Origin of the sequence: Sphingobacterium sp. UBA7249 (assembly GCF_002472835.1) — a bacterium.
Lineage (GTDB): Bacteria > Bacteroidota > Bacteroidia > Sphingobacteriales > Sphingobacteriaceae > Sphingobacterium > Sphingobacterium prati.
This window is the reverse complement of sequence record NZ_DKST01000024.1, coordinates 26,727-49,329: the sequence shown is the minus strand read 5'-3', so window position 1 is coordinate 49,329 and position 22,603 is coordinate 26,727. Positions and strand designations below refer to the sequence as shown.

At 41.5% G+C, this 22,603-nt stretch carries 18 protein-coding genes; 6 read left to right on the top strand and 12 right to left on the bottom strand.

The window, feature by feature from the left end:
- Positions 1-172 precede the first annotated feature (172 nt).
- Complete coding sequence (locus B4A24_RS15965) at positions 173-1,855, bottom strand: protein-disulfide reductase DsbD family protein (protein WP_293946087.1); 1,683 nt, start codon at positions 1,853-1,855, stop codon at positions 173-175.
- A gap of 125 nt (positions 1,856-1,980) precedes the next feature.
- Positions 1,981-3,048, bottom strand: coding sequence for a PLP-dependent cysteine synthase family protein (locus B4A24_RS15960; RefSeq protein ID WP_293946086.1), 1,068 nt, complete (start codon positions 3,046-3,048; stop codon positions 1,981-1,983).
- Positions 3,049-3,206: 158 nt separating this feature from the next.
- Here B4A24_RS15960 and B4A24_RS15955 point away from each other — a divergent pair, with 158 nt between their 5' ends.
- The gene (locus B4A24_RS15955) at positions 3,207-3,668 is read left to right on the top strand and encodes an Lrp/AsnC family transcriptional regulator (protein ID WP_172395379.1); all 462 of its coding nucleotides are present in this window, start codon (positions 3,207-3,209) and stop codon (positions 3,666-3,668) included.
- Between the two features lie 84 nt (positions 3,669-3,752).
- On the opposite strand, the gene B4A24_RS15950 is transcribed toward B4A24_RS15955, so the two are convergent.
- From B4A24_RS15950 to yihA, 3 genes are all read right to left on the bottom strand, one after another.
- The gene (locus B4A24_RS15950) at positions 3,753-5,429 is read right to left on the bottom strand and encodes a PNGase F N-terminal domain-containing protein (RefSeq protein ID WP_293946085.1); all 1,677 of its coding nucleotides are present in this window, start codon (positions 5,427-5,429) and stop codon (positions 3,753-3,755) included.
- 80 nt (positions 5,430-5,509) lie between these two features.
- The gene (locus tag B4A24_RS15945; RefSeq protein WP_293946084.1) at positions 5,510-6,364 is read right to left on the bottom strand and encodes a UbiA-like polyprenyltransferase; all 855 of its coding nucleotides are present in this window, start codon (positions 6,362-6,364) and stop codon (positions 5,510-5,512) included.
- A gap of 101 nt (positions 6,365-6,465) precedes the next feature.
- Positions 6,466-7,095, bottom strand: a complete 630-nt coding sequence (gene yihA, locus B4A24_RS15940; protein WP_293946083.1) for a ribosome biogenesis GTP-binding protein YihA/YsxC — start codon at positions 7,093-7,095, stop codon at positions 6,466-6,468.
- A gap of 193 nt (positions 7,096-7,288) precedes the next feature.
- On the opposite strand from yihA, the gene B4A24_RS15935 reads away from it, so the two are divergent.
- Positions 7,289-8,224 carry an ABC transporter ATP-binding protein gene (locus B4A24_RS15935; RefSeq protein WP_293946082.1) on the top strand — a complete coding sequence of 312 codons (936 nt, stop codon included), beginning with the start codon at positions 7,289-7,291 and terminating at the stop codon, positions 8,222-8,224.
- Positions 8,217-9,542 (top strand): ABC transporter permease, encoded by a 1,326-nt coding sequence (locus tag B4A24_RS15930; protein WP_293946081.1) that lies wholly within the window; start codon positions 8,217-8,219, stop codon positions 9,540-9,542. The genes B4A24_RS15935 and B4A24_RS15930 overlap by 8 nt, the downstream gene beginning before the upstream one ends.
- A gap of 157 nt (positions 9,543-9,699) precedes the next feature.
- Here the strand turns inward: B4A24_RS15930 and B4A24_RS15925 are convergent, their stop codons facing one another.
- Positions 9,700-10,227: an Mpo1-like protein gene (locus tag B4A24_RS15925; protein WP_293946080.1), complete on the bottom strand. Its 528-nt coding sequence runs from the start codon at positions 10,225-10,227 to the stop codon at positions 9,700-9,702.
- A 140-nt stretch (positions 10,228-10,367) separates the two neighbouring features.
- Here B4A24_RS15925 and B4A24_RS15920 point away from each other — a divergent pair, with 140 nt between their 5' ends.
- Positions 10,368-11,018: an HAD-IA family hydrolase gene (locus B4A24_RS15920; protein ID WP_293946079.1), complete on the top strand. Its 651-nt coding sequence runs from the start codon at positions 10,368-10,370 to the stop codon at positions 11,016-11,018.
- Positions 11,019-11,077: 59 nt separating this feature from the next.
- Here the strand turns inward: B4A24_RS15920 and rny are convergent, their stop codons facing one another.
- The 4 genes from rny to pheT form a co-directional block, all read right to left on the bottom strand.
- Positions 11,078-12,631: a ribonuclease Y gene (gene rny, locus B4A24_RS15915; protein ID WP_293946078.1), complete on the bottom strand. Its 1,554-nt coding sequence runs from the start codon at positions 12,629-12,631 to the stop codon at positions 11,078-11,080.
- A 273-nt stretch (positions 12,632-12,904) separates the two neighbouring features.
- Positions 12,905-13,195, bottom strand: a complete 291-nt coding sequence (locus B4A24_RS15910; protein ID WP_046675831.1) for a cell division protein ZapA — start codon at positions 13,193-13,195, stop codon at positions 12,905-12,907.
- Positions 13,196-13,252: 57 nt separating this feature from the next.
- Positions 13,253-13,558 carry a hypothetical protein gene (locus B4A24_RS15905; RefSeq protein ID WP_172395240.1) on the bottom strand — a complete coding sequence of 102 codons (306 nt, stop codon included), beginning with the start codon at positions 13,556-13,558 and terminating at the stop codon, positions 13,253-13,255.
- 40 nt (positions 13,559-13,598) lie between these two features.
- Entirely contained in the window at positions 13,599-15,995 is a 2,397-nt protein-coding gene (pheT, locus tag B4A24_RS15900) for a phenylalanine--tRNA ligase subunit beta (protein WP_293946077.1), read from the bottom strand.
- A 427-nt stretch (positions 15,996-16,422) separates the two neighbouring features.
- Here pheT and purL point away from each other — a divergent pair, with 427 nt between their 5' ends.
- Complete coding sequence (gene purL, locus B4A24_RS15895; RefSeq protein ID WP_293946076.1) at positions 16,423-20,097, top strand: phosphoribosylformylglycinamidine synthase; 3,675 nt, start codon at positions 16,423-16,425, stop codon at positions 20,095-20,097.
- Positions 20,098-20,143: 46 nt separating this feature from the next.
- Here purL and B4A24_RS15890 read toward each other — a convergent pair whose 3' ends face one another.
- Positions 20,144-20,590 carry a DoxX family protein gene (locus tag B4A24_RS15890; RefSeq protein WP_293946075.1) on the bottom strand — a complete coding sequence of 149 codons (447 nt, stop codon included), beginning with the start codon at positions 20,588-20,590 and terminating at the stop codon, positions 20,144-20,146.
- A gap of 133 nt (positions 20,591-20,723) precedes the next feature.
- On the bottom strand, positions 20,724-21,638 hold the full coding sequence (locus B4A24_RS15885) for an AEC family transporter (protein WP_293946074.1): 915 nt from the start codon (positions 21,636-21,638) through the stop codon (positions 20,724-20,726).
- A 107-nt stretch (positions 21,639-21,745) separates the two neighbouring features.
- Between B4A24_RS15885 and B4A24_RS15880 the strand changes: the two genes are divergently transcribed.
- The gene (locus tag B4A24_RS15880) at positions 21,746-22,576 is read left to right on the top strand and encodes an AraC family transcriptional regulator (RefSeq protein ID WP_293946073.1); all 831 of its coding nucleotides are present in this window, start codon (positions 21,746-21,748) and stop codon (positions 22,574-22,576) included.
- Positions 22,577-22,603: the final 27 nt, after the last annotated feature.

Below are 22,603 nucleotides of genomic sequence, written 5' to 3'. Positions count from 1 at the left end.
AGTAGATACGACACTGTGCCGAAGCCTTGGCGAAGCGAATTCGATGGTGAACGAATGAATCCCTAAAAAAGTACTATATTAAGAAACATTGCATGATCGAAAAACTAAGCTTTACGCAAAAAAAATCCCCCTTGCAAACCGCAAAGGGGATAAAATTAGAATATGACGATGGTTAGTTTTTCTTTTTGAATGCATTTACACCGCTCTGTAGAAATGCTTTGTATTGTTCAACATTGTAATTTGCCCCACTTTGAGGAACCAGCACCTGACCGTTTGGATCAACAATCACATACAATGGCTGCGAATTACTATTAAATGAAGCGGCTTGAAAATCGCTATTTTTGTTTCCGATAGTCTTTATTTTTTTATTACTGTATGTAGAAACTATCTGCTCATCGACAGGCAATTCGGTTTTATCATCCACAAATAACTCGGCCATTACAAACTCTTCTTTCAACAACTTGGCTACCGCAGGATCTGTCCATACGTTTGCCTCCATTTTACGGCAATTAACACAATTCCAGCCTGTAAAGTCAATCAAAACAGGTTTGTTGAGTTCTTTCGCTGTTGCTAAAGCCTGATCGTAATCATAATAGGGATCGAAGCCTTTTGGTGTACCACGCTCGTGAAAAATCTCAGCGTATTTTTTGACTTTTCCATCCGTATGCGCAGCAGTACTATTGCCAACTCCAGTGGACAAATCAAAATCCTGGGTTGCCGATGGTGGCAAAAAGGCTGAAATAGACTTTAAGGGAGCTCCCCATAAACCGGGAATCATATAAATCACAAAGGAAAAAACCACAATAGCGAGTATTGTTCTCGGAACAGACAGAAATTTGAGGTCGCTATCGTGGGAAAACTTAATTTTACCGATCAGATAAAGCCCCATCAAACCAAATACGGCGATCCATAAAGAGAGGAATACTTCTCTGTCCAACCAGTTCCAATGGTAAGCCAAATCTACATTCGACAAAAATTTCAATGCCAAAGCCAGCTCCAAAAAACCAAGCACCACTTTTACACTGTTCAACCAGCCACCTGATTTAGGCAGCGATTTAAGCATTGATGGGAACATGGCGAATAGGCCAAATGGAATAGCCAAGGCAATAGAGAATCCCAACATACCTATGGCTGGCCCCAATCGTTCACCTTTTGACGCTGCTTCCACCAGGAGCGTTCCGATAATCGGCCCGGTACAGGAAAACGACACTAACGATAAACTAAATGCCATAAAAAACAGACCTACAAGTCCTCCTTTATCAGACTTGGCATCCATTTTATTCACAAAAGAGCTCGGCAAGGTAATTTCAAATGCACCGAAGAATGAGGCTGCAAATACCACCAACAGCAAAAAGAAAATAAAATTAAAAATCCCATTGGTCGAAAGGGCATTGAGCGCGTCAGAACCAAATGCAATGGTAATGATCATGCCCAAAGCGACATAAATCACAATAATAAACAGCCCGTACAATAAAGCTTTACTTATACCACTCGCGCGACTGCCTGACTGTTTGGTAAAGAAGCTTACGGTCAAAGGAAGCATCGGAAATATACAGGGCATCAATAAGGCTGCGAAGCCCCCAACCAAGCCTGCGATAAAAATACTCCAAAGTGATTTTTTTCCACCTTCTGCCGGACCAGCTGCTTTAGCCGTGGCAGCCACCGTTGTCTTACTGGAATCAACAGGAGCTGTAACCGTGTCAGGCGACTCTTCAAAAGATAATGAATCCGGGCTGATTGTACCATCCGTGAATTCGATACCTTCCGTGCTAACTGTACTATCCTGCTGCGCAAACATAGCAAGAGGAAAGATGAGCAGGAATAAAAGGGTTAATAGTTTAAAATTAGTTTTCATCAGAATATCATGTGTTTTTCATAATTTATTTGCTTGGAGACCTGTTCATTTGTTTCTTGTGTAAATAAAACCCGAGGAGCAATACACTCCCCGAGTTCACTATAAACATATGAAACTAAATCTTACTATGCCCCAAATACAGGATTTGGCAGCCTACAAATTGGTTGAAAACCCAGAAAATCAACATCGCTGGATAAATAGCCCGGTTTAACAGGCTCTTCTTTTACCAAATCCGTACTTAAATATTTCTTATTGTCATCACATAGTAGCGTGACGACAACCGCTTCGTCGCCTAACTCCTGTTGTAACTTGATTGCTCCTATAACATTTGCCCCGGAAGAAATTCCAACGGCAAGTCCCAATTGCCTTGACAGCTTCTGGGCCATAATAATCGAATCGCCATCGTTGGCACAAACAACACGATCCAATTCATCCAAATTCACAATTGCTGGAATAAATTCATCGGATATACCCTGAATGCGGTGTGAACCAACTTTATGTCCTGTTGTTAATGTTGGACTCTCTGCCGGTTCCAAGGGATGTACACGAACATTTGGATTAGCCTTCCGCAAGCTACGCCCTACCCCCATGACGGTTCCGCCTGTCCCCACTCCAGCCACAAAGGCATCAGCAATCAAGCCCTGTTCTTCCAGTTGCTTCACGATTTCATAACCGGTCGTTTTCTCATGTGCTTCGGCGTTATATTGATTTTCAAACTGTCGAGGAAGAAAAACCCCTCCAGCGGCAGCAAGCTCTTCGCTCAAACGAATGCTACCCAAAAAACCGCCTTCTTCTTTACTGATCAGCTGAATATCGGCCCCCATGCTTCTGATAATATCGGTACGCTCTTTACTCAACCAATTTGGCATGATAATCTTTACCTCATGTCCCAAAGCTTTACCAATTGCCGAAAAAGCAATTCCTGTATTTCCGCTCGTAGCTTCAATAACAACATCCGTCGGTCTAATTTGGCAATTCATATATGCTTTATACAGGATATATAAAGCCATTCTGTCTTTGATACTACCTGTTAAATTATAATTCTCACATTTTACGAATACCCGGCCTGGCTTACCTTTGTAGGTATACTGCAATTCCAACATTGGCGTGTTACCGACCAATCTCCACAAATGCTTAAATCTTTTGTCCAATGCAGGCGATAAACATGCACTTAGTAATTCTTGTTCAGCCATTTTTATATAAATGATTATTCTGTTGCAAAATTGAACAATAACAAGATATTATTCAATACAAAACTATAATTTCAAGAAAAATTCAATAAAAACACATCATAGACAATAAATTATTCATACAAACATTGTAATTTTGCAACAACACCGAAAATATTCAGATTATGGATTTGGACGATATCGATCTAAAATTATTGCGCTTATTACAGCATGATGCTTCATTAAGTAATAAGGAACTCTCCTTTGAATTGAATAAATCAATCGCAGCAGTGCACGAAAGGGTAAAAAAATTAAAAAGACTGGGTTATATCAAAAAAACGGTAGCGATCCTGGATCGGCATAAAATCGGGATTGGACTGATTTCGTTTTCGCAGGTATTCCTGAAAGCACATACCTTTGAGGTTTTGAACGAATTTGAAAAAGAAGTAGCCAAGTTTCCCGAAGTTATGGAATGCTATCAGATGGCCGGATCGTATGATTTCATGTTACGCATCGCTACGAAAGACATGGATGCTTATCACATTTTTTTAAGACACCGTCTGGCGGTGCTCCCGCAGGTCAATACCGTACAGACCTATTTTGTATTATCGGAAACAAAGAGTGAAACTGCTTATCCATTATAATAGGTACGGACAGGCCAAACACTTAGATAAAACGTATGAGGTATTGATTCTAATAAAATCAATACCTCACTTATATCATTCAATTTAATCGAACAGTAGGGTTCCGGTGACGTTCCAGCTGCTGAAACTTGTTCCTTCCGGAGCGCCTTGTGGGATCTGAACCTGCAATTTGTAATCACCAGCTTCTAAATCACCTAAATCGATGTAAATTGGTGGAGTCACTGTTCCTGGGCACCAGTTGGAACGACTCAAATCGGACGAAGATAATCCCGTGGCAAAATTACCCGAAGCGGGATTGGACAGACGGTAAGAACCGCAATCGTTACGCCAGGGTGTATACTTAAACAGTAAGGCATCATTTAGGAAAATTCGGTTTTCTTTGGGTACAAACTCATCGCCATTTCCCCAACCACCATGACCGGTTGTGATGTAACGCAGTTGCACATTTTTGGCATCCTGATCCAAATGGAACGAGAGCGTCAGCCCCTTATCCTGATCAAACATGGATCCATACTCCTGCCCTCCCATTTCCATCACATTGGTCGTCGTGAATAACGGCATCGTCTTTTTTAGATTTCCTTCTGATCCTGCCTCAAAACCTGGGTGAATTGTGAGCTCAACGCTAACTTCATGACCATTCTTGTCATAGTTGCCAATGAATGCACCTACATACACTTCCTGTTCGCTCAACATCCCAGCGAGCTCAGACACATCCTGCCGGTAAAGCACCGAATCCTGCCAGACCTTATCCTTTAACTGAAGATAGTTAAACTGCTTAACACCAAAAGGTGTAAAGAATCGCATCAATTCAACAATAGGTTCGAAAGTCGCCGTTCTTACCACGCCTTGATAACTCTTTCCATTTCCATTTTCATACTTTGGTAAGGTTGACATGCCATTTTTCATACCATCCATAAAACTCTGTGCTTTATTTGCTGGAATAATAAAAACGGATCCGGTTCGGTCATACGCATCACCTTTTGATTGCTCCACAAGTTGAACAAACACATTATCGCTAAGTTTGATTTCCGGTATTTTGACCTTCTTGACAATGACTGTACCATTCGCAAAACGCAGGATTGAATCAGATTTGACATCCTCGGAAAAACGAATGCGCTCTTTTTGAAAGATAGGAAGCCGGATAAAACGATTTTTCCAAATAAGGTCTTTATAGGAAAGTTCATCATAGCGCTTTTCGCTTCCTTTTAGCTTCAATTGATCAGGGACAGCATTCACTTTCTCGACTTTCGTTGCGAAGGTCCTTGTATTGCCGTTTCTGATTACTTCCAGCACTAAGCCAAGATCCTGCCCCAACTCGATCGGAGCTCCTTTTACCCCTAGTTTATCCGTGTACCATAGCTCGATCTTATTGGAATTGATACTGGTTTCCATTTTTTTACAGGGATAGCCCAAAATCGTCTTCGTCTCATTGGTCGGTGTAAATTTCTGTTTGGAGAGCGCCAAAGAGTCTCTTGTCAGGATAAGGGAACCATCTTTGAGTTTCGCAATTTTAAGCAAGGCATTTCCAGACGATCGGTCCACTAGTACGCGTTCGTAAGGCGGCAACAATTGTCCTTTTATATCTTTTTCCGAGCTGACATACGTTTCATTCACATTGGCATACACCAGTACTGCATTTTGATTAGCAGGCGTATTCCCATTAAAACTTTGATTATACTGGATGACATAGCTGGTTAGCTTTTGGGCATAAGAAGTCAATGACAGACATAAAATTGAAACAAAAAGGATATTTTTTTTCATAGTACGCATATTGGATTAGACACAAAAATAAGAAAGGCTTTAGGAATTCCTAAAGCCTTTCTTATTTTATGCTAAAACGTTTATTTTATCAACCAGATATCCAAAAGATAAAAGATGGCAAAGATGACCGAAGCGTAACCATTGGTGGTCATGAAATCGCGGTTTACCCGACTTAGATCTGTCGACGAAAACAGTGTGTGTTGATAGATCAGCAATGCACCATAAAACGCAACTCCTAAATAATAAATCCAACCGACGGGCATTAAAAAGGCAGGTATTAAAACAAATATAAAAGACAGCACATGTAAACATTCAGATACCCGCATCGCCCCTTTTGTTCCCAACCACACAGGAATGGAGTTCAACTTATTGGCCCGGTCAAAGGCCTCATCCTGCAATGCATAAATGATATCAAAGCCACTCACCCAGGTCAATACAGCAAAGCCATACAAAACAGGGACAGTTGCAAATTGTCCGGTGATCACCATATATGCCCCAATTGGTGCTAACCCCAATCCTGCCCCAAGTACCAAATGGCACAAGGGTGTAATGCGCTTGGTATAAGAATAAAAAAGCACAACAAAGAGTGCAATGGGTGACAGCATAAAGCACAGGGAATTTATAAAATAAGTCGCTGTGACAAAAAGTAAACAATTGACAACCGTAAAGATCAATGCATTCCGGGCCGAAATCTTCCCTGCCGGAATATCACGCATTGCCGTCCGCGGATTGATGGCATCAATATCCCGATCCAAATACCGATTGAAGGCCATGGCTGCATTCCGCGCCGTTACCATACACAACAGCATCAATAGTAATAGGTTCCAGGAAAAGGCATATTCAGTGGTATGCAGGGCTAAGAAGAAGCCTATAAGGGCAAATGGCAACGCAAATACACTGTGTGCAAATAAAACTAAAGAAAGATACTTCTTCATGAGGTGATCTTAATGGATTTTAAAACGTTCGACACCCTATCCTCGGCAATGATCAGGTTGACCAAGCGATGATGTTAACGAATTTTATTTTTTTGAACTACTTAAAACGGCATTCTTTCTTCCGGCTCAGGCCCTACAAATCGGCGATTGACTTCATTAATGGTTTCCAGAATCGGTTCATGACCTACTTTCTTCTCAGCCGAGGTCAAAAAGATCGGCGGCACCTCCTCAAACCATTGCAACAGCTCTTTTTTAAATTTTGCAATATTCGCATCAGATTTTACTGCTGATTGCTTGTCTGCTTTGGTAAAGACTAACATAAAGGGTAAACCGCATTCACCCAACCAATAACAGAAATCAAGATCGATCTTCTGTGGTTCGAGACGACTGTCTACCAAAACAAATACACATTGTAAATTGTCTCTATGTGTAAGGTATCTGCGAATGAATTTTTCCCATTCACTACGACTTGTTTTGGATGCTTTAGCGAATCCATAACCAGGTAAATCGACCAGATACCAGGTATCATCTATAATAAAATGATTGATCAACTGAGTCTTACCAGGTTTTTGAGAGGTTTTGGCAAGTCCCTTCTTATTTGTCATGGCATTGATCAAAGAAGATTTACCTACATTAGAACGGCCTATAAAGGCGTACTCAGGCAAATTTGGCGCAGGTAATTTGTCAACTCTCGTGTTGCTACACACGAATTCGGCTTTTTTTACTTCCATGGAACAAAGGTACATTAAATGAATCCGTTTGGCAAGGTTTACAACCTTCTATGCAATAAAAAACTGAACGCCCAATCTGTAACATTTAATGCTCTTCAGATACTAATAGTCAAAATAAACAAGTGTATATTTGATAGCAAACGATATATGCTATATTTTTTCGCCATACTGAATTTAATTAAACCCTAAAAAGATGTTACTCGAAATCAATCATGTTACCAAGGATTACGCCAATCATCGTGCATTGGACGATGTGTCCATCCAGATTCCAAAAGGAAAGATCTTTGGCCTGTTGGGTCCAAATGGAGCGGGAAAAACATCCCTGATCCGTATCATTAACCAGATCACTGCTCCGGATTCGGGTGAAATCCGGTTCAATGGCGAATTATTGGGCGCGCAGCATATCGCCCAGATAGGTTACCTCCCGGAGGAACGGGGGCTCTACAAAAAAATGAAAATCGGTGATCAGATGCTTTATCTGGCGCAGTTGAAAGGGCTTTCTAAAAAAGAAGCTTTACATCGGATACACGACTGGTGCGAACGTCTTGATATATCCTCATGGTTGGACAAGAAGATCGAAGACCTCAGCAAGGGAATGCAGCAAAAAGTCCAATTTGTCGCTACCGTCATCCACCAGCCGCAATTAATTATCCTCGACGAGCCCTTCTCCGGCTTTGATCCGGTCAATGCCAATATCATCAAAGAACAGATTTTACGATTGAATAAGGAAGGGGCCACCATTATCTTTTCGACACACCGCATGGAAACGGTCGAAGAACTTTGCGATAATATTGCGCTTATCAACCGATCAAAGAAAATACTGGATGGCTCTGTTCAAGCGATAAAAAAAGAATATCGGAATCAAACTTACAAATTGGAATATACAGCAACCGAAGATAATTTTCTTCTGTCCAACAACGCTCTCTTCGAGATCATAACGTCTACAAGGGTTGAAAAAACATACATCACTACAATTCAGTTAAATAGCAGTATTCATATAAATGATGTATTAATACATTTTTTACCACAAATACAGCTCAATCAATTGATAGAAATCGTACCTTCCATGGGGGATATTTTCATCCAAAAAGTTACTCAAGTCTCACCTAAAGCCAACGATCATGCATAAAATATTACTTATTATTCAACGGGAATATTTGTCCCGCGTCAAGAAAAAATCTTTTATTGTGATGACCTTTGCCGTGCCCCTATTCTTTTTTGCATTGTATGCGGGCATGTTTTACCTGACTAAAAAAAGCTTCAAAGATGCCCACACCGAGGTCTTTGTGATTGATGAACAGGGTGAATTTGCGGGGAAACTCCAAAGCAATAAAAACGTAAGCTATACGATCAGCAAGTTAGATCTAAAGGCGCAAAAAAAGCAGCTCTCAGAGAGCGAAGGAAAACAATCGATCTTGTACATTCCCAAGGATATTCTTAGCAGCCAGAAGGCCGAACTGATTACCAGTGGCAAAACAAGTTTTGTCACGCAGGAGATCATCGGCGGACAACTGGAAGAAATCATCCGCGAAAAAGAGTATAAAGCTAAGGGAATAGACTTGCAGATTATCCAGTCCATCAAACCCAAAGTTGCTATAGATGCCAAAGAGATCACGGCTGACGGTGAAGAGAAAAACAGTAATACTGCTATCGCCATGGGACTTGGTGTCGCACTGGCCATCCTGGTTTATCTCTCCCTCTTTCTGTATGGCGCACAGGTGATGCGCGGTATCATCGAAGAGAAGAGCAATCGTATTATCGAAGTTATTATCTCCTCCGTCAAGCCTTTTCAGCTTATGATGGGTAAAATTGTTGGGATTGGGATGGTCGGCCTCACTCAATTTGTGATGTGGCTGCTGCTTACCGGGGGCCTTTTCATAACGGCAACACTCTTGTTTGTCAATCCGCAGGATATGCAGGAGGTTGCTGCCAGTCAGCCCGGAGCTGGCAGTATGAGTACCGTATCGAAGGCGGTAGCGCAGAATGATTCAGCGGCTATCCTTACGTCGCTACAGAGCTTTAACTTCACCGAAGTCATCATCTTCTTCTTTCTGTTTTTTATTGCCGGATACCTGCTGTATAGCGCTATTTTTGCTGCTGCTGGTTCCGCTGTAGACAATGAAACAGAGGCCAATCAGTTTTCCATGCCCATTACCATGCCCTTATTGTTGACGTATATCCTTTCATTTGGCGTCATTATCAACGACCCCAATGGGCCCATTGCTACTTGGCTAAGCTTTATTCCGTTCACATCACCTATTGCCATGTTGGTCAGGATACCTTTTGGTGTGCCGATGTGGCAGATATTAACCTCATTGACCTTGTTGATCCTGACATTCTTATTGATCACTTGGGTTGCTGCCCGAATCTACCGTGTCGGCATCCTGATCTATGGTAAAAAGGCAAGCCTTAAGGAAATCATCAAATGGTTCAATTATAAAAATTGATCGGGCTGATCAGGATGACGAATCAAAAAAATAAATAGAAAAGGCCAGATCGCATTGTGCAATCTGGCCTTTCTGATATCATGTACAGGATAAATATTCCCTTATTTTGCTGCAAAACTCTGTTTTTAAACTCGAATACCTGTCCTATATAGATCGTTTAATACCGAATATTGAACTTCTGAAATACAAAATGCCATAACCATATCGGGCCAATGAGCAGGAATTGTAGGAACTGTTTTCCGCTGATTGCTTTTTTCTCTTTTCCTTTACCAATATACAACGCCGCCAGTGCGAGCAAAGCAATCGCAAGGCATACCCATATCACTGCAGGGCCACCATTTTTTTGCACATATTCCAATTGCACAATAAAGTAGCTCATTGCCCCGATCGAGAATAAAATCGCGTAAGACAGGGTTGCGGATAGCTTAAGGTAAAAATAGATCACAACCGCAATGAAGAAAGAACCCCAATTCAAAAAAGTATGCCAATTGAGCTTCACCAAAAATTCAAACTGTGGGAAAGGAATCATCCAGATGCAGCCCATCAGGCCGAAGAACAGCAGCGGCAAAAAGATAATCTGAATCATGCGATTGGTCGGGTCTTGAAAATTAGCATCCAACTCTTCAAAATAGGTATCTACCGGACGCTTTGGTTCTACTTCCTGAACTTTCTTCTTTTGTTTCATTCGGCAAATTTAATAAATATTGGTCTGCCGAGACGGTCGCGCGCCATAATAATATTATTTTTTTGGTCTGATGCTTGTCATTAAATGCATTCTTCTGGCTTTAGCTGGCAATCTCCTATCCAATTCCGTAATATTGCAGCATGAAGTCCTATAAACACATCTTATTTGATCTTGATGGAACCTTGACCGACCCTGCTGAGGGCATCACCAAATGCATCGCTTATGCACTCGAAGCCAAGGGAATTATTACGCCTGACCTAGATAGTCTTAAACCGCTGATCGGGCCGCCATTGAAAGATACGTTCATGCACAGCTACGGATTTGAGGAACAGGAAGCTTTGGCCTGTGTGGACAAATACCGTGAACGCTTTGCCACGCAGGGTTTGTATGAGAATATGCTGTTTGATGGCGTTCCCGAGCTACTGGAAAGACTCAAATCGAAAGATTATAAGGTTTACTTGGCAACATCCAAACCCGAAATCTTTGCGCATAGGATATTGCAGCACTTTGCTATAGACCAATATTTCGATTTCGCCGGAGGAAGTGCCCTGGACGATTCCAGGCCTACAAAAACCAGTGTCATTCAATATGTGATGGAAAATGCTCGTCTAACGAACCCGCATGACTGTATCATGATCGGTGACCGCAAACATGATCTCATCGGTGCCAGAGAGACAAACATGGATGCCATTGCTGTGCTTTATGGTTATGGCAGCCAAGCGGAACTCGAACAGGAATCGCCAGCCTATCTCCTGCACAGTGTTGCAGATTTAATTGAATTTTTTGGATAATAAAAAAGCTCCAACCTATAGCAGATTGGAGCTTTTCTTTATTATCGATCCCTTGGGATCTATTTTGCGTAAGACACGGATCTTGTCTCACGGATAACAGTTACTTTAATTTGTCCCGGATAAGTCATTTCCGTTTGGATACGGTTGGAGATATCGGCAGCCAGTATCTCTGACTGTGCGTCAGATACCTTCTCACTTTCCACGATAACGCGCAACTCGCGTCCAGCTTGGATGGCGAAGGTTTTTTCCACACCTGGGTAGGATAATGCTAGGTCCTCCAGTTCTTTCAGACGTTTGATATAGCTTTCAACCACCTCACGGCGTGCTCCCGGGCGTGCTCCCGAAATAGCATCACATGCCTGTACAACAGGCGAAATCAACGCTGTCATTTCGATCTCATCGTGGTGTGCACCGATTGCATTACATACATCAGGGTGTTCCTTATATTTCTCAGCAAGCTGCATACCTAAAATTGCGTGTGGCAATTCCGGATTATCATCAGGCACTTTACCAATATCGTGGAGCAATCCAGCGCGTTTTGCGTGTTTGACGTTCAAGCCAAGCTCCGCAGCCATTGTTGCTGCAAAATTGGCAACCTCACGGGAGTGCTGTAAAAGATTCTGTCCATAGGAAGAACGGTAACGCATACGTCCGACCATACGGATCAATTCAGGATGTAATCCATGGATCCCAAGGTCAATGGCTGTACGCTCACCAATTTCAACAATCTCATCTTCAATCTGTGTGCGTGTTTTTGCGACAACCTCCTCGATACGAGCCGGGTGGATACGTCCGTCAGTCACCAAACGGTGTAGGGCCAAACGGGCAATCTCACGACGTACGGGATCAAATCCAGACAAGATAATTGCTTCTGGTGTATCATCCACGATGATCTCTACGCCTGTTGCCGCTTCCAAAGCACGGATATTACGGCCTTCACGACCAATAATACGGCCCTTGATCTCATCATTTTCGATATTGAAAATAGATACCGTATTTTCGATTGCGGATTCGGTAGCCGTACGTTGAATGGTTTGGATAACGACTTTTTTCGCTTCTTTTGTCGCGGTCAATTTCGCTTCGTCCACAATATCCTTGATCTGAATCATGGCCTGCGAACGCGCTTCCTCGCGCAATGAATCCACCAATTGGTTTTTAGCCTCGTCCGCTGTAACACCGGCGATACTCTCCAATTGTTTGATCTGTTGTAATTTTAAAGCCTCAACTTCTTCGGATTTCTTTTCATTGAGTTCAACCAATTTATCCAGCTGCTTCTTTTTGGTGTCCACCTCCTGCTTATCGCGGTTGATGCTTTCCAGCTTTTGGTTAATGGATTGTTCTTTTTGTCTCAACGTATTCTCCTTTTGGTTGATGGTATTGTTACGTTGATTCACCTCCTTTTCGTGTTCGGATTTTAATTGAAGGAATTTTTCTTTCGCCTCTAATAAGCGTTTCTTTTTAATGTGTTCTCCTTCTTGCTCTGCATCTTTTAGTATGCTATTTACCTTATCTTTGGCTTCCTGTTCTTGTTTTTTGAATAACAGAACCAACAGATAACGACCTATAACTACACCAACAATCAGAGAAATTATGCTATAAATTGCGACGTCCATGTATGTATAATTGTATTATATATGTTTGTTTTTATTATTAATATTAAATTTCATTTACCAAAAAAAAACCGCAATTAAATTTAAACAGGTCTCATGTATTATTAAACTTCGTGATTACATAATTAGGCTTAGATTATGACCCAGATGGCTTTCGCAAAATGGCCTATATCTTTTTGCGCCTGTAATATTGAAGCGTTAAGTTTAAAATAGTGACAACCCGAATTTAATTGCGGCAAATTCGTCGTTTAAGCTCTAAATATAAAGAACGTAAATTTATTTTTTAAAGAAATCCGTCAACAACTGATCAAGCTCCTGTACTGAATTCTCTAACCCCACTTCGTGGTTCTGGGACTGTCGCTCCGCATTTAACATACGCGTAGCGAACTGCAATACACACATGGACAACAAATCCTGCTTATCTCTCACAGTATAGTTTTCCTGCAATTCCTTTACTTTTTCATTTATCAATTTCGCAGCATGTCGAATCACTTCCTCCTCCGCGCTTTCCACCCGTAGGGGATAAACACGATCTGCGATATTTATTTTTATGGAAATCTCTCCCATTTCTTTGAGCTTTTTAACGTTGTATTAGTTTAAATTCTGATGATCTCCAAATTCCAACTACTTCAACAAACTAATACACTTGTCTATTTCTCGCACAAAATCGTTAATTTTTTGTTTTGTGTCAAGTATTTTTTCATTAATTGCCCCCTTATCCGTTTCAGAATCCAACGTTCGGGCTACTGCCAGCGCCTTGACCTTCTCTTCCAATTGCTTGCTTTTATCGTTGCTCGCATCGAAAGCCACTTTTAAGGATTGTACCTCTAATTTAAGCAAATCATTTTCTTCTTGCAAGACTTCGCACATTTGAATTAAGTTTTTCGTTTTCTCAACGATCAGATTCATTTGTGAAGACAATGTTGCCATAGCGTAAATCGAATGTTACCAATTAATGTTATATCTTTAATTAACCACGCACCTCTGCGCTTAGTTCCTTCTCAAAATTAACAATTAATTTTTGAACTATCGCATCAATTTGTTTATCGGTCAATGTTTTTTCTTCATCTTGCAAGATAAAGCTCAGAGCATAAGACTTTTTCCCTTCCGGAATTTTATCCCCTTTATACACGTCAAACACATTTACCTCCTTTAAAAGCTTGCGTTCGGTCTTTTGAGCGACAAATTGAAGTTTGTCAAAGCTCACATTTTCGTCAATTAACAGCGATAAATCACGGCGTACTGCAGGGAATTTCGACACTTCTTTGTATTGAATACTATTCTTTCGAATGATTTTCATCAAGACATCCCAGTCAAAATCCGCGAAGAAAACCTGCCCTTCAACATCTGCTTTTTTCAAGTTGGCATGAGCTACCGCACCGAAAGAAACCAGACATTTCTGACCTTTCATATAACTCAATCCGTACGCAAAATGATTGCTCGGCGCATCTTGTATTTGTATGCCCTCAATCTTTAGACGCTTAACAATCGTATCAACTGCCGCTTTGAGGTTATAGAAATTAACATTTCCCTTTTTACTATTCCACTGTTCTGCTTCTGCCCTTCCTGTTATTGCAAAAGTCAAATGCTGCGTTTCTTTATACCCTTCTCCATCCAACGCATAGGTTTTACCAAATTCGAAGAATTTCAGATCAAAATTTCTGCGCTTCTGATTATATTCAATGGCATTCAACACAGAGAACAACATATTTTGACGCATGGTATCCAAATCCGAACTCAATGGATTGAACAATTTTACCGCTGTCTCGCTGTCATCTGCATAATCAAGCTTTGTCAACGAATTCGCCAATATTTCACGGAATCCATTACCAATCAATAAGTCAGCCAGTTGATTTAAGACCACTTCCTTATCTGGCTTTTCAACGGTGTTTAATGATGCTTTGATCTGGGATTTTAGTTCAATGTTATTGTAACCATAAATCCGTAATACCTCTTCTACCACATCCACTTCACGAGTTACATCAACGCGATATGCAGGTACTAAGACATCCAGTCCCGCAGCGGTTTCCGAGGCGATCTCAATGCCAAGAGCCACAATAATGGCTTTGATCTCTTCACTTGGAATTGCCTGTCCAATTAAACGCACCACGTTCGCATAGCTGACATGAAATGAATACGGCTTAACTTCTACGGGATATTCATCTTTTAAGGTGGATGAAATGGTTCCGCCAGCTACTTCCTGAATCAATAATGCCGCACGTTTTAACGCTTCCACCGTAATATTAGGATCTGTACCTCGCTCAAAACGGAAAGAGGCATCTGTTTTCAAACCATGTCTTTTGGATGTCTTACGAACTGAAACAGCATTGAAATAAGCTGACTCCAAAAATACATTCGTTGTTTCAGTAGAGACACCAGAGTGAGCTCCACCAAAAACACCTGCAATACACATTGGTTTTTCAATGTCCGCAATCACTAAGTCCTCCGCAGACAAAGTACGCTCAACACCGTCCAAGGTCACAAATTTTTCAGCTTCTGTGGCCCTACGGACAAGCACTTTGTTGCCCGCAATTTTATCTGCATCAAAAGCATGCAACGGTTGACCAAGATCATGCAATATATAATTCGTGATATCAACAATGTTATTGATCGGACGCACGCCGATCACATTTAATTTTTCCTTCAGCCAGTCTGGCGATTCACCTACCTGAACGCCAGAAATATTGATTCCACTATAACGAGGGCATGCAATAGTATCCTCAACAACAACCGATGTTCCAGTTGCCTCTGCGGCTTGAAATGCTGAAACATCTGCTTTTAAGATATGCGTGCGATAATAAGCCGCGATATCGCGTGCTACCCCAAGATGAGAAGCAGCATCGGCACGATTAGGTGTAAGACCAATTTCGTAGCGATAGTCATCCTGGATATTGAAATGATCTTTTACCAATGTTCCCACTGGAACATCAACAGGCAGCTCAACGATGCCCGCGTGGGATGTCCCTAGACCAATCTCATCTTCTCCACATAACATTCCTTCAGATACTTCACCACGAATTTTAGATTTGGTAATTTTAAATGGCTCTCCAGTCGAGGGATGACATGTTGTACCTACTGTTGCTACAATTACCTTCAATCCGGTACGGCAATTTGGTGCTCCACATACGATATTCAATAATTCGGAAGCGCCCACATCAACTGTAGTGACGCGTAATTTATCGGCATTGGGATGTTGCTCACAAGTTTTTACTTCGCCAACGACCAAACCATCCAACCCACCTGGGATACTCTGTACAACATCCAAGGCCTCTACTTCTAATCCTGTATTTGTCAAGATCAAAGATAATTCCTCCGGAGTCGAATCTATATTAACGTGTTGTTTTAACCAATTATATGAAATGTTCATCTCGAATTTGATTTGATGCACAAACTTAGATAAATTTGAGGTTATATACAACGTCAATTTAGTGATCAACCCAATACTTCCCGAATCTCATCCGTTAAGTTTTAACACGTATACCGCTCTGACATAACCCGTAAACCATAAATTACTTTACAGAAATATTTGCTTAATAAACGCAGGAGATAGGTTATACGCCGAAATAATGAATGAAGGGATAAACGTACCCCAACAGGTTGTAGAATGATAAAATTTGTCTACACTAATTAATACACCTTAATACAACGCTAAATTTATTTATTACGGAGACTCAATTTCGCTCTTGATGACACGAATATCCACTCGTTTTTTAATCAACATTTCGATCATTTCCATAAAAATAATATGTAACTTTGTGCTTTAATTTGAAGAACGTTCAAAACAAACATTTATAATGATTCATTTCTTTGAGAACCCATCGAACACCATATATGGTGTTCAAAGCGTAAACTCTTTATCACAAGAAGACATTACTAAACTTAACTGGCTATTCGGCAACGCCAAAAAACTCGACGACCAAACCCTTAACCATTACTTTGTAGGCCCCCGCGCAGCGATGGTCACTCCTTGGAGTACCAATGCCGTAGAAATTACACAGAACATGGGTATTGAAGGAATTGTTCGCATCGAAGAATTTCAACCGGTACCAGCGGATTTCAATGATTTCGACCCAATGATTTCGCAAAAGTTCAGTATGTTGACGCAGGACACGTACACGGTCAACATCACTCCGGAAGCTATTTTGGAAATTGAAGACATTGATGCCTACAACAAATCCGAAGGATTGGCATTAAATCCGGAAGAAGTAGCTTACCTCAACAACCTTGCTGCTAAATTGGGCCGTCTTTTGACAGACTCTGAAGTTTTTGCTTTTTCACAAGCCAATTCCGAACACTGTAGACATAAGATCTTCAATGGGACTTTTATCATTGATGGTGAAGAACAACCTACTTCCCTATTTAAACTAATCAAGAAAACTTCCGAAACAAATCCCAATAAGATTGTTTCTGCTTATAAAGACAACGTAGCCTTTATTAAAGGTCCACGTGTCACTCAGTTTGCTCCTAAATCGGCCGACAAACCTGACTTTTACGAGGAGAAATCCTTCGATTCTGTTTTATCGGTAAAAGCTGAAACACACAATTTCCCAACGACTGTGGAGCCGTTTTCCGGAGCGGCTACAGGTTCCGGTGGTGAAATCCGTGACCGTATGGCCGGTGGTCAAGGTGCTATTCCTTTGGCGGGTACAGCGGTCTATATGACGGCCTATTCCCGTCTATTACAAGATCGCCCTTGGGAGAAAGCCATGCAAGAACGCCAATGGCTTTACCAAACCCCTGTAGATATCCTCATCAAAGCTTCCAATGGAGCTTCTGACTTTGGTAATAAGTTTGGACAACCCTTAATTACAGGTTCTGTACTTACTTTCGAACATGAAGAGGACGGCCGTAAGCTTGGTTATGACAAAGTGATCATGCAAGCCGGTGGTGTAGGTTATGGAAAACTGGATCAAGCCAAAAAACATACCCCAAAAACAGGCGATAAAATCGTCATCTTAGGTGGTGAAAATTACCGCATTGGTATGGGTGGTGCGGCTGTATCTTCTGCAGATACAGGTGCTTTCGGTTCAGGTATTGAACTGAATGCGATCCAACGCTCAAACCCGGAAATGCAAAAACGTGCAGCCAATGCTGTAAGAGGCATGGTGGAATCCGATCACAATCCTATTGTCTCTATCCATGACCACGGTGCTGGTGGACACCTAAACTGTCTATCCGAATTGGTTGAGGAAACAGGTGGTTTAATCGATCTTGATGCGCTCCCGGTAGGCGACCCTACACTTTCAGCGAAAGAAATCATCGGTAATGAATCGCAGGAAAGAATGGGCTTGGTGATTGCTGAAGATGACATTGCTACCCTTAAACGTGTTGCTGACCGCGAGCGTGCACCGATGTACACCGTAGGTGATGTCACTGGTGACCATCGTTTTACGTTTGCATCCAAAAGCAATGGTGCAAAGCCAATGGATTATGCTTTGGAGGACTTCTTTGGCTCATCACCAAAAACTTTTATGCGTGATAAAACTATCACGCGTAACTACGCAGATCTGAGCTATGATTCAGCGAATATCCCAAGTTATTTAAATCAGGTTTTGCAATTGGAGGCAGTGGCTTCCAAAGATTGGCTGACCAATAAAGTCGACCGTTGTGTCGGTGGCCGCGTTGCAAAACAGCAATGTGCAGGCCCGTTGCAGTTGCCTTTAAATAACGTTGGCGTCATGGCTCTTGACTACAAAGGAAAAGAGGGTATCGCCACTACGATAGGGCACTCCCCTGTTGCCGCATTGATTGATCCCGCAGCCGCCAGTAAAACAGCTATTGCAGAATCACTCTCAAATATCGTATTTGCGCCGATCATAAACGGTCTTGCCGGTATTTCACTCTCAGCCAACTGGATGTGGGCAGCAAATAACGAAGGTGAAGACGCTAGACTTTACCAAGCCGTGAAGGCCTGTTCGGATTTTGCCATCGCATTAGGGATCAATATTCCTACTGGAAAAGACTCCTTGTCGATGAAGCAAAAATATCCAAATGGCGAAAATGTAATCGCTCCCGGCACATTGATTATATCTGCCGCTGGAAATTGTACGGATATTACCAAGGTAATCGAGCCCGTTTTAAACAAAAATGCAGGTTCCATCTACTACATTAATCTATCAAAAGACGGCTTCAAATTAGGCGGTTCTTCTTTTGCTCAGATTGTCAATAAATTAGGTACGGAAGTTCCGACAATCCAAGATGCGAATTATTTCAAAACCGCATTCAATACCGTTCAGGAGTTAGTCAACGATAACCAAATCGAAGCCGGCCACGATATCGGCTCCGGTGGTCTGATCACTACCCTTCTGGAAATGACATTTGCAGACGTTAATTTGGCTGCAAACTACGACCTTTCTGATTTAAATGAATCTGACTCGGTGAAAGTGCTGTTCAGTGAGAATATTGGTCTTGTACTACAGGCGAAGGATGATGCTGTTTTCGAGCAAGCTGTCAAAGAAGCTGGCGTTGATGCCATAAAAATCGGTCATGCGATGGCAGGAACTACAGTGACCATCAAAAACGGAGAAGAGAACTTCAGCTTTGATGTTGCGGCAACACGTGATGTTTGGTCGACCACTTCATTCCTATTGGATTCGAAACAATCGAAAAACGGAACTGCACAACAACGTTTCGATAACTACAAAAATCAACCGTTAACATTTACTTTCCCAAGTCAGTTCGATGGCAAAAAACCAACGATCGACGGAAGTAAAGCACGTCCGAAAGCGGCCATTCTTCGGGAAAAGGGTTCCAATTCAGAGCGCGAGATGGCAAATGCAATGTTCTTGGCAGGCTTTGATGTAAAAGATGTGCATATGACAGACCTGATTTCAGGCCGCGAAACATTGGAGGATATTCAGTTTATCGGCGCAGTTGGTGGATTCTCGAATTCTGACGTTTTAGGTTCGGCAAAAGGATGGGCCGGGGCATTCCTTTACAACGAGAAAGCGAAAAAGGCATTGACAGACTTTTTTGCACGTCCGGATACCCTTTCTGTCGGTATCTGTAATGGCTGTCAATTGTTTATGGAACTGGAAATGATCAATCCGGAGCACGAGATTCATGGTAAAATGCTGCACAACACATCAGGAAAGCATGAGTCAAATTTTGTTTCAGTGAAAGTTCAGGAAAATAATTCCGTTATGCTTTCTACATTAGCCGGCAGTACGCTGGGAGTTTGGATTTCACATGGTGAAGGAAAATTCAATCTACCACTTGCAGAAGAACAATATAATATTGTTGCAAAATACGGTTATGAGCAATATCCACACAATCCCAATGGTTCGGACTACAATACAGCGATGATCTGTGATAAAACTGGACGTCACTTGGCAACGATGCCTCATATTGAGCGTTCGATTTTCCAATGGCATTGGGCAAACTATCCGAAAGGACGCCAAGATGAGGTTTCCCCTTGGTTAGAAGCCTTTGTCAATGCACGCAATTGGATTGACAACCAAAGCAAATAAAAAGCGAAAAAATAAAGGCACCTTCATGAATGAAGGTGCCTTTATTTTAGATATCCCTTTTGTATCCAGGTTTGTTCATCATATTGTCAAGGGAATATTTTCCGGATCCCATGACCATAAAAAAGATCAACAAAAAGAAGACGACTATAGAAAGCCATAATTCGGAATTCAAATAACTAAAGCCATTGGTGATATTGACAAAAAAGACAGCCCCCACCAAGACAGGAAACAGCAATAAAGCCGCTAAACGAGTTTGGAACCCCAAAATGAGGAATAAGCCACCGACCAGATGCGTAAAGACCACATAATGAACAGCTCCCCATATGGACAGGTGAAAACTACTCTGTTCAATCATGTGCTCAACCACTTGCCTATCGTTTACGAAACTTACCCCCCTAGCAAAAATCATGATGCCCAAGGCAATTCTTAGGTAATCAATCCATTGTGGGTGATGGACGTTTCCCCAATGTTCAATTCTATGTATCAGGTTCATAATATACCTCCTTTTATAGATGGTTATACTGCTATAACAGCTGAAACACAAAAAAGTTGTTCCTAGTATCATTTTAATACACAAGCTATTGTCAGTCGCATTGAATACGGAAACCAAAAAGTCGGGAAATGAATCAGGCAATCACAAACTGGATCACTAGATCCCATAGTGCGGTCGTTATTAGTCCCGCTACAATACTAAAACCGATCACCAAGTTTACCAATTTTGTATTGAGGTGATACTGCTCAGCAATAATACCCGAAGTGACCAACGTAGGCATGGCAGCTTCAAAAATACTGATCCGGGCAACGGGACCTTTTACGCCCAGTATTAATGCAAATAACAAAACCAATAGTGGTGCCAAAACCAATTTATAGATCATAGCTGTACTGATCTGTGCCGCTTGTTGGTGCCAGCCGTCAAACTTCAATTGCAAACCAATAGAAAATAAGGCCAGCGGCCCTACTGTCGCTACGAGTTTATCAAAAAAGGGTTCAGCCACACTGAAATCAAAAAATTGGGATAAGGTCAATGCGAGGAGACATCCGATCAAAGGTGGAAAAGTAACCAGCTTCTTCACCATAAATTTTGCATCAATGGATTGCCCTTCATGCAGATTCGCTTTCAGGGCATTGATAATCCCCGCAGTGGACAATAAGATGAATGTTGTCTGGTCACAAATAATCGCTATAGGCAACTGTGCCTCTCCGAAATAGGCCATGATCAAGGGAAATCCAATAAAGGACGTATTGCTGTACCCTGCCGCCAACTCCAGACTGCTTCTGGAACGCTGCTTATAGGATTTTCGCCTACAATACCATTCCATAAATAACCAGCTTCCAACCCATACCAAAATCGCTGAAAAAATCGGAAACAGCATCTGTGAAGACCATACAATCTTTGGTATATATTTAAAGGAAACCGCCGGAAGCGCAAAATAAAGTATCCAGGTGTTGATTCCTTTGTGTGCTTCCCCATGAATTAACTTTGCTCTTCTTAATAGCATACCGGCAGCGATACAAAACGCAATCATTATAAAATTAACCATGTTTTTTTACAATTTTATTTGACACAAAGGTGCAACAGTATAGCACATAAAAACATGTATAAATACATTATTTTTTTGTACATTTAATACTACATATCAAATATGGAATGCAAAAAAAACAATTTGAGCCCTTATTGATCAGTGAATTTGTGGAAGACACTTTTCACCTCCCCATGCACGCGCAGAATTACTATGAACTTGTCTATATACGTGCCGGACGCGGAAAACAGGTCATCAATAAATTTGAACTGGAATATGAACGTGGCGATATTTTTCTTGTGAGTCCTGCAGATAGGCACTACTTTAACATCTACGAAAAAACACATTTCCTGTTCATTCTTTTTACGGACAGCTATTTTCGGCGGAATGGGCGTCAGCAAAAATTATACACCCGGGTTATGGAGTTAATGAACGACAGAGGATTAAGGGAAAGCAAACTCGTCCTGACGGAGCACGATCGTTTGATCTACTTCCATATGATGGAAGCGGTCAGATTATGCAGTATTGCGGAGGTCAGCCAAGCGTCCCAATGGTTATTTGATCAACTTGTCGCTATTTTTGGTCGTTATAAAGAAATATCGGAAATGCAGCGTTTACCGCAAAAACATACTGTTCAAATGGACAGTTCAATTGCAGCGTACATCCATCAGCATATTTTCACGCCTGAATATCTTCAGATAAAAACAATCGCGCAAAAATTTAACATCTCCCCAACTTATTTCGGCATCTATTTTAAAAAGAGCTTTGGCAGTAGCCTGAGAGAATACATTGCTATGTACCGCATCGAATTAATCGAACATAGGCTTAAAGTCACAGGGTATACACTAAAACAAATTGCGGAAGAACTGGGATTTGCTGACGAAAGCCACTTATCACATTTCTACAAGCGCGCGAAGGGATACAGTCCAAAAATTTATAGACAACTGCAGACGAAATAGTCCTCCACATTACAAGGGGTAACAAAC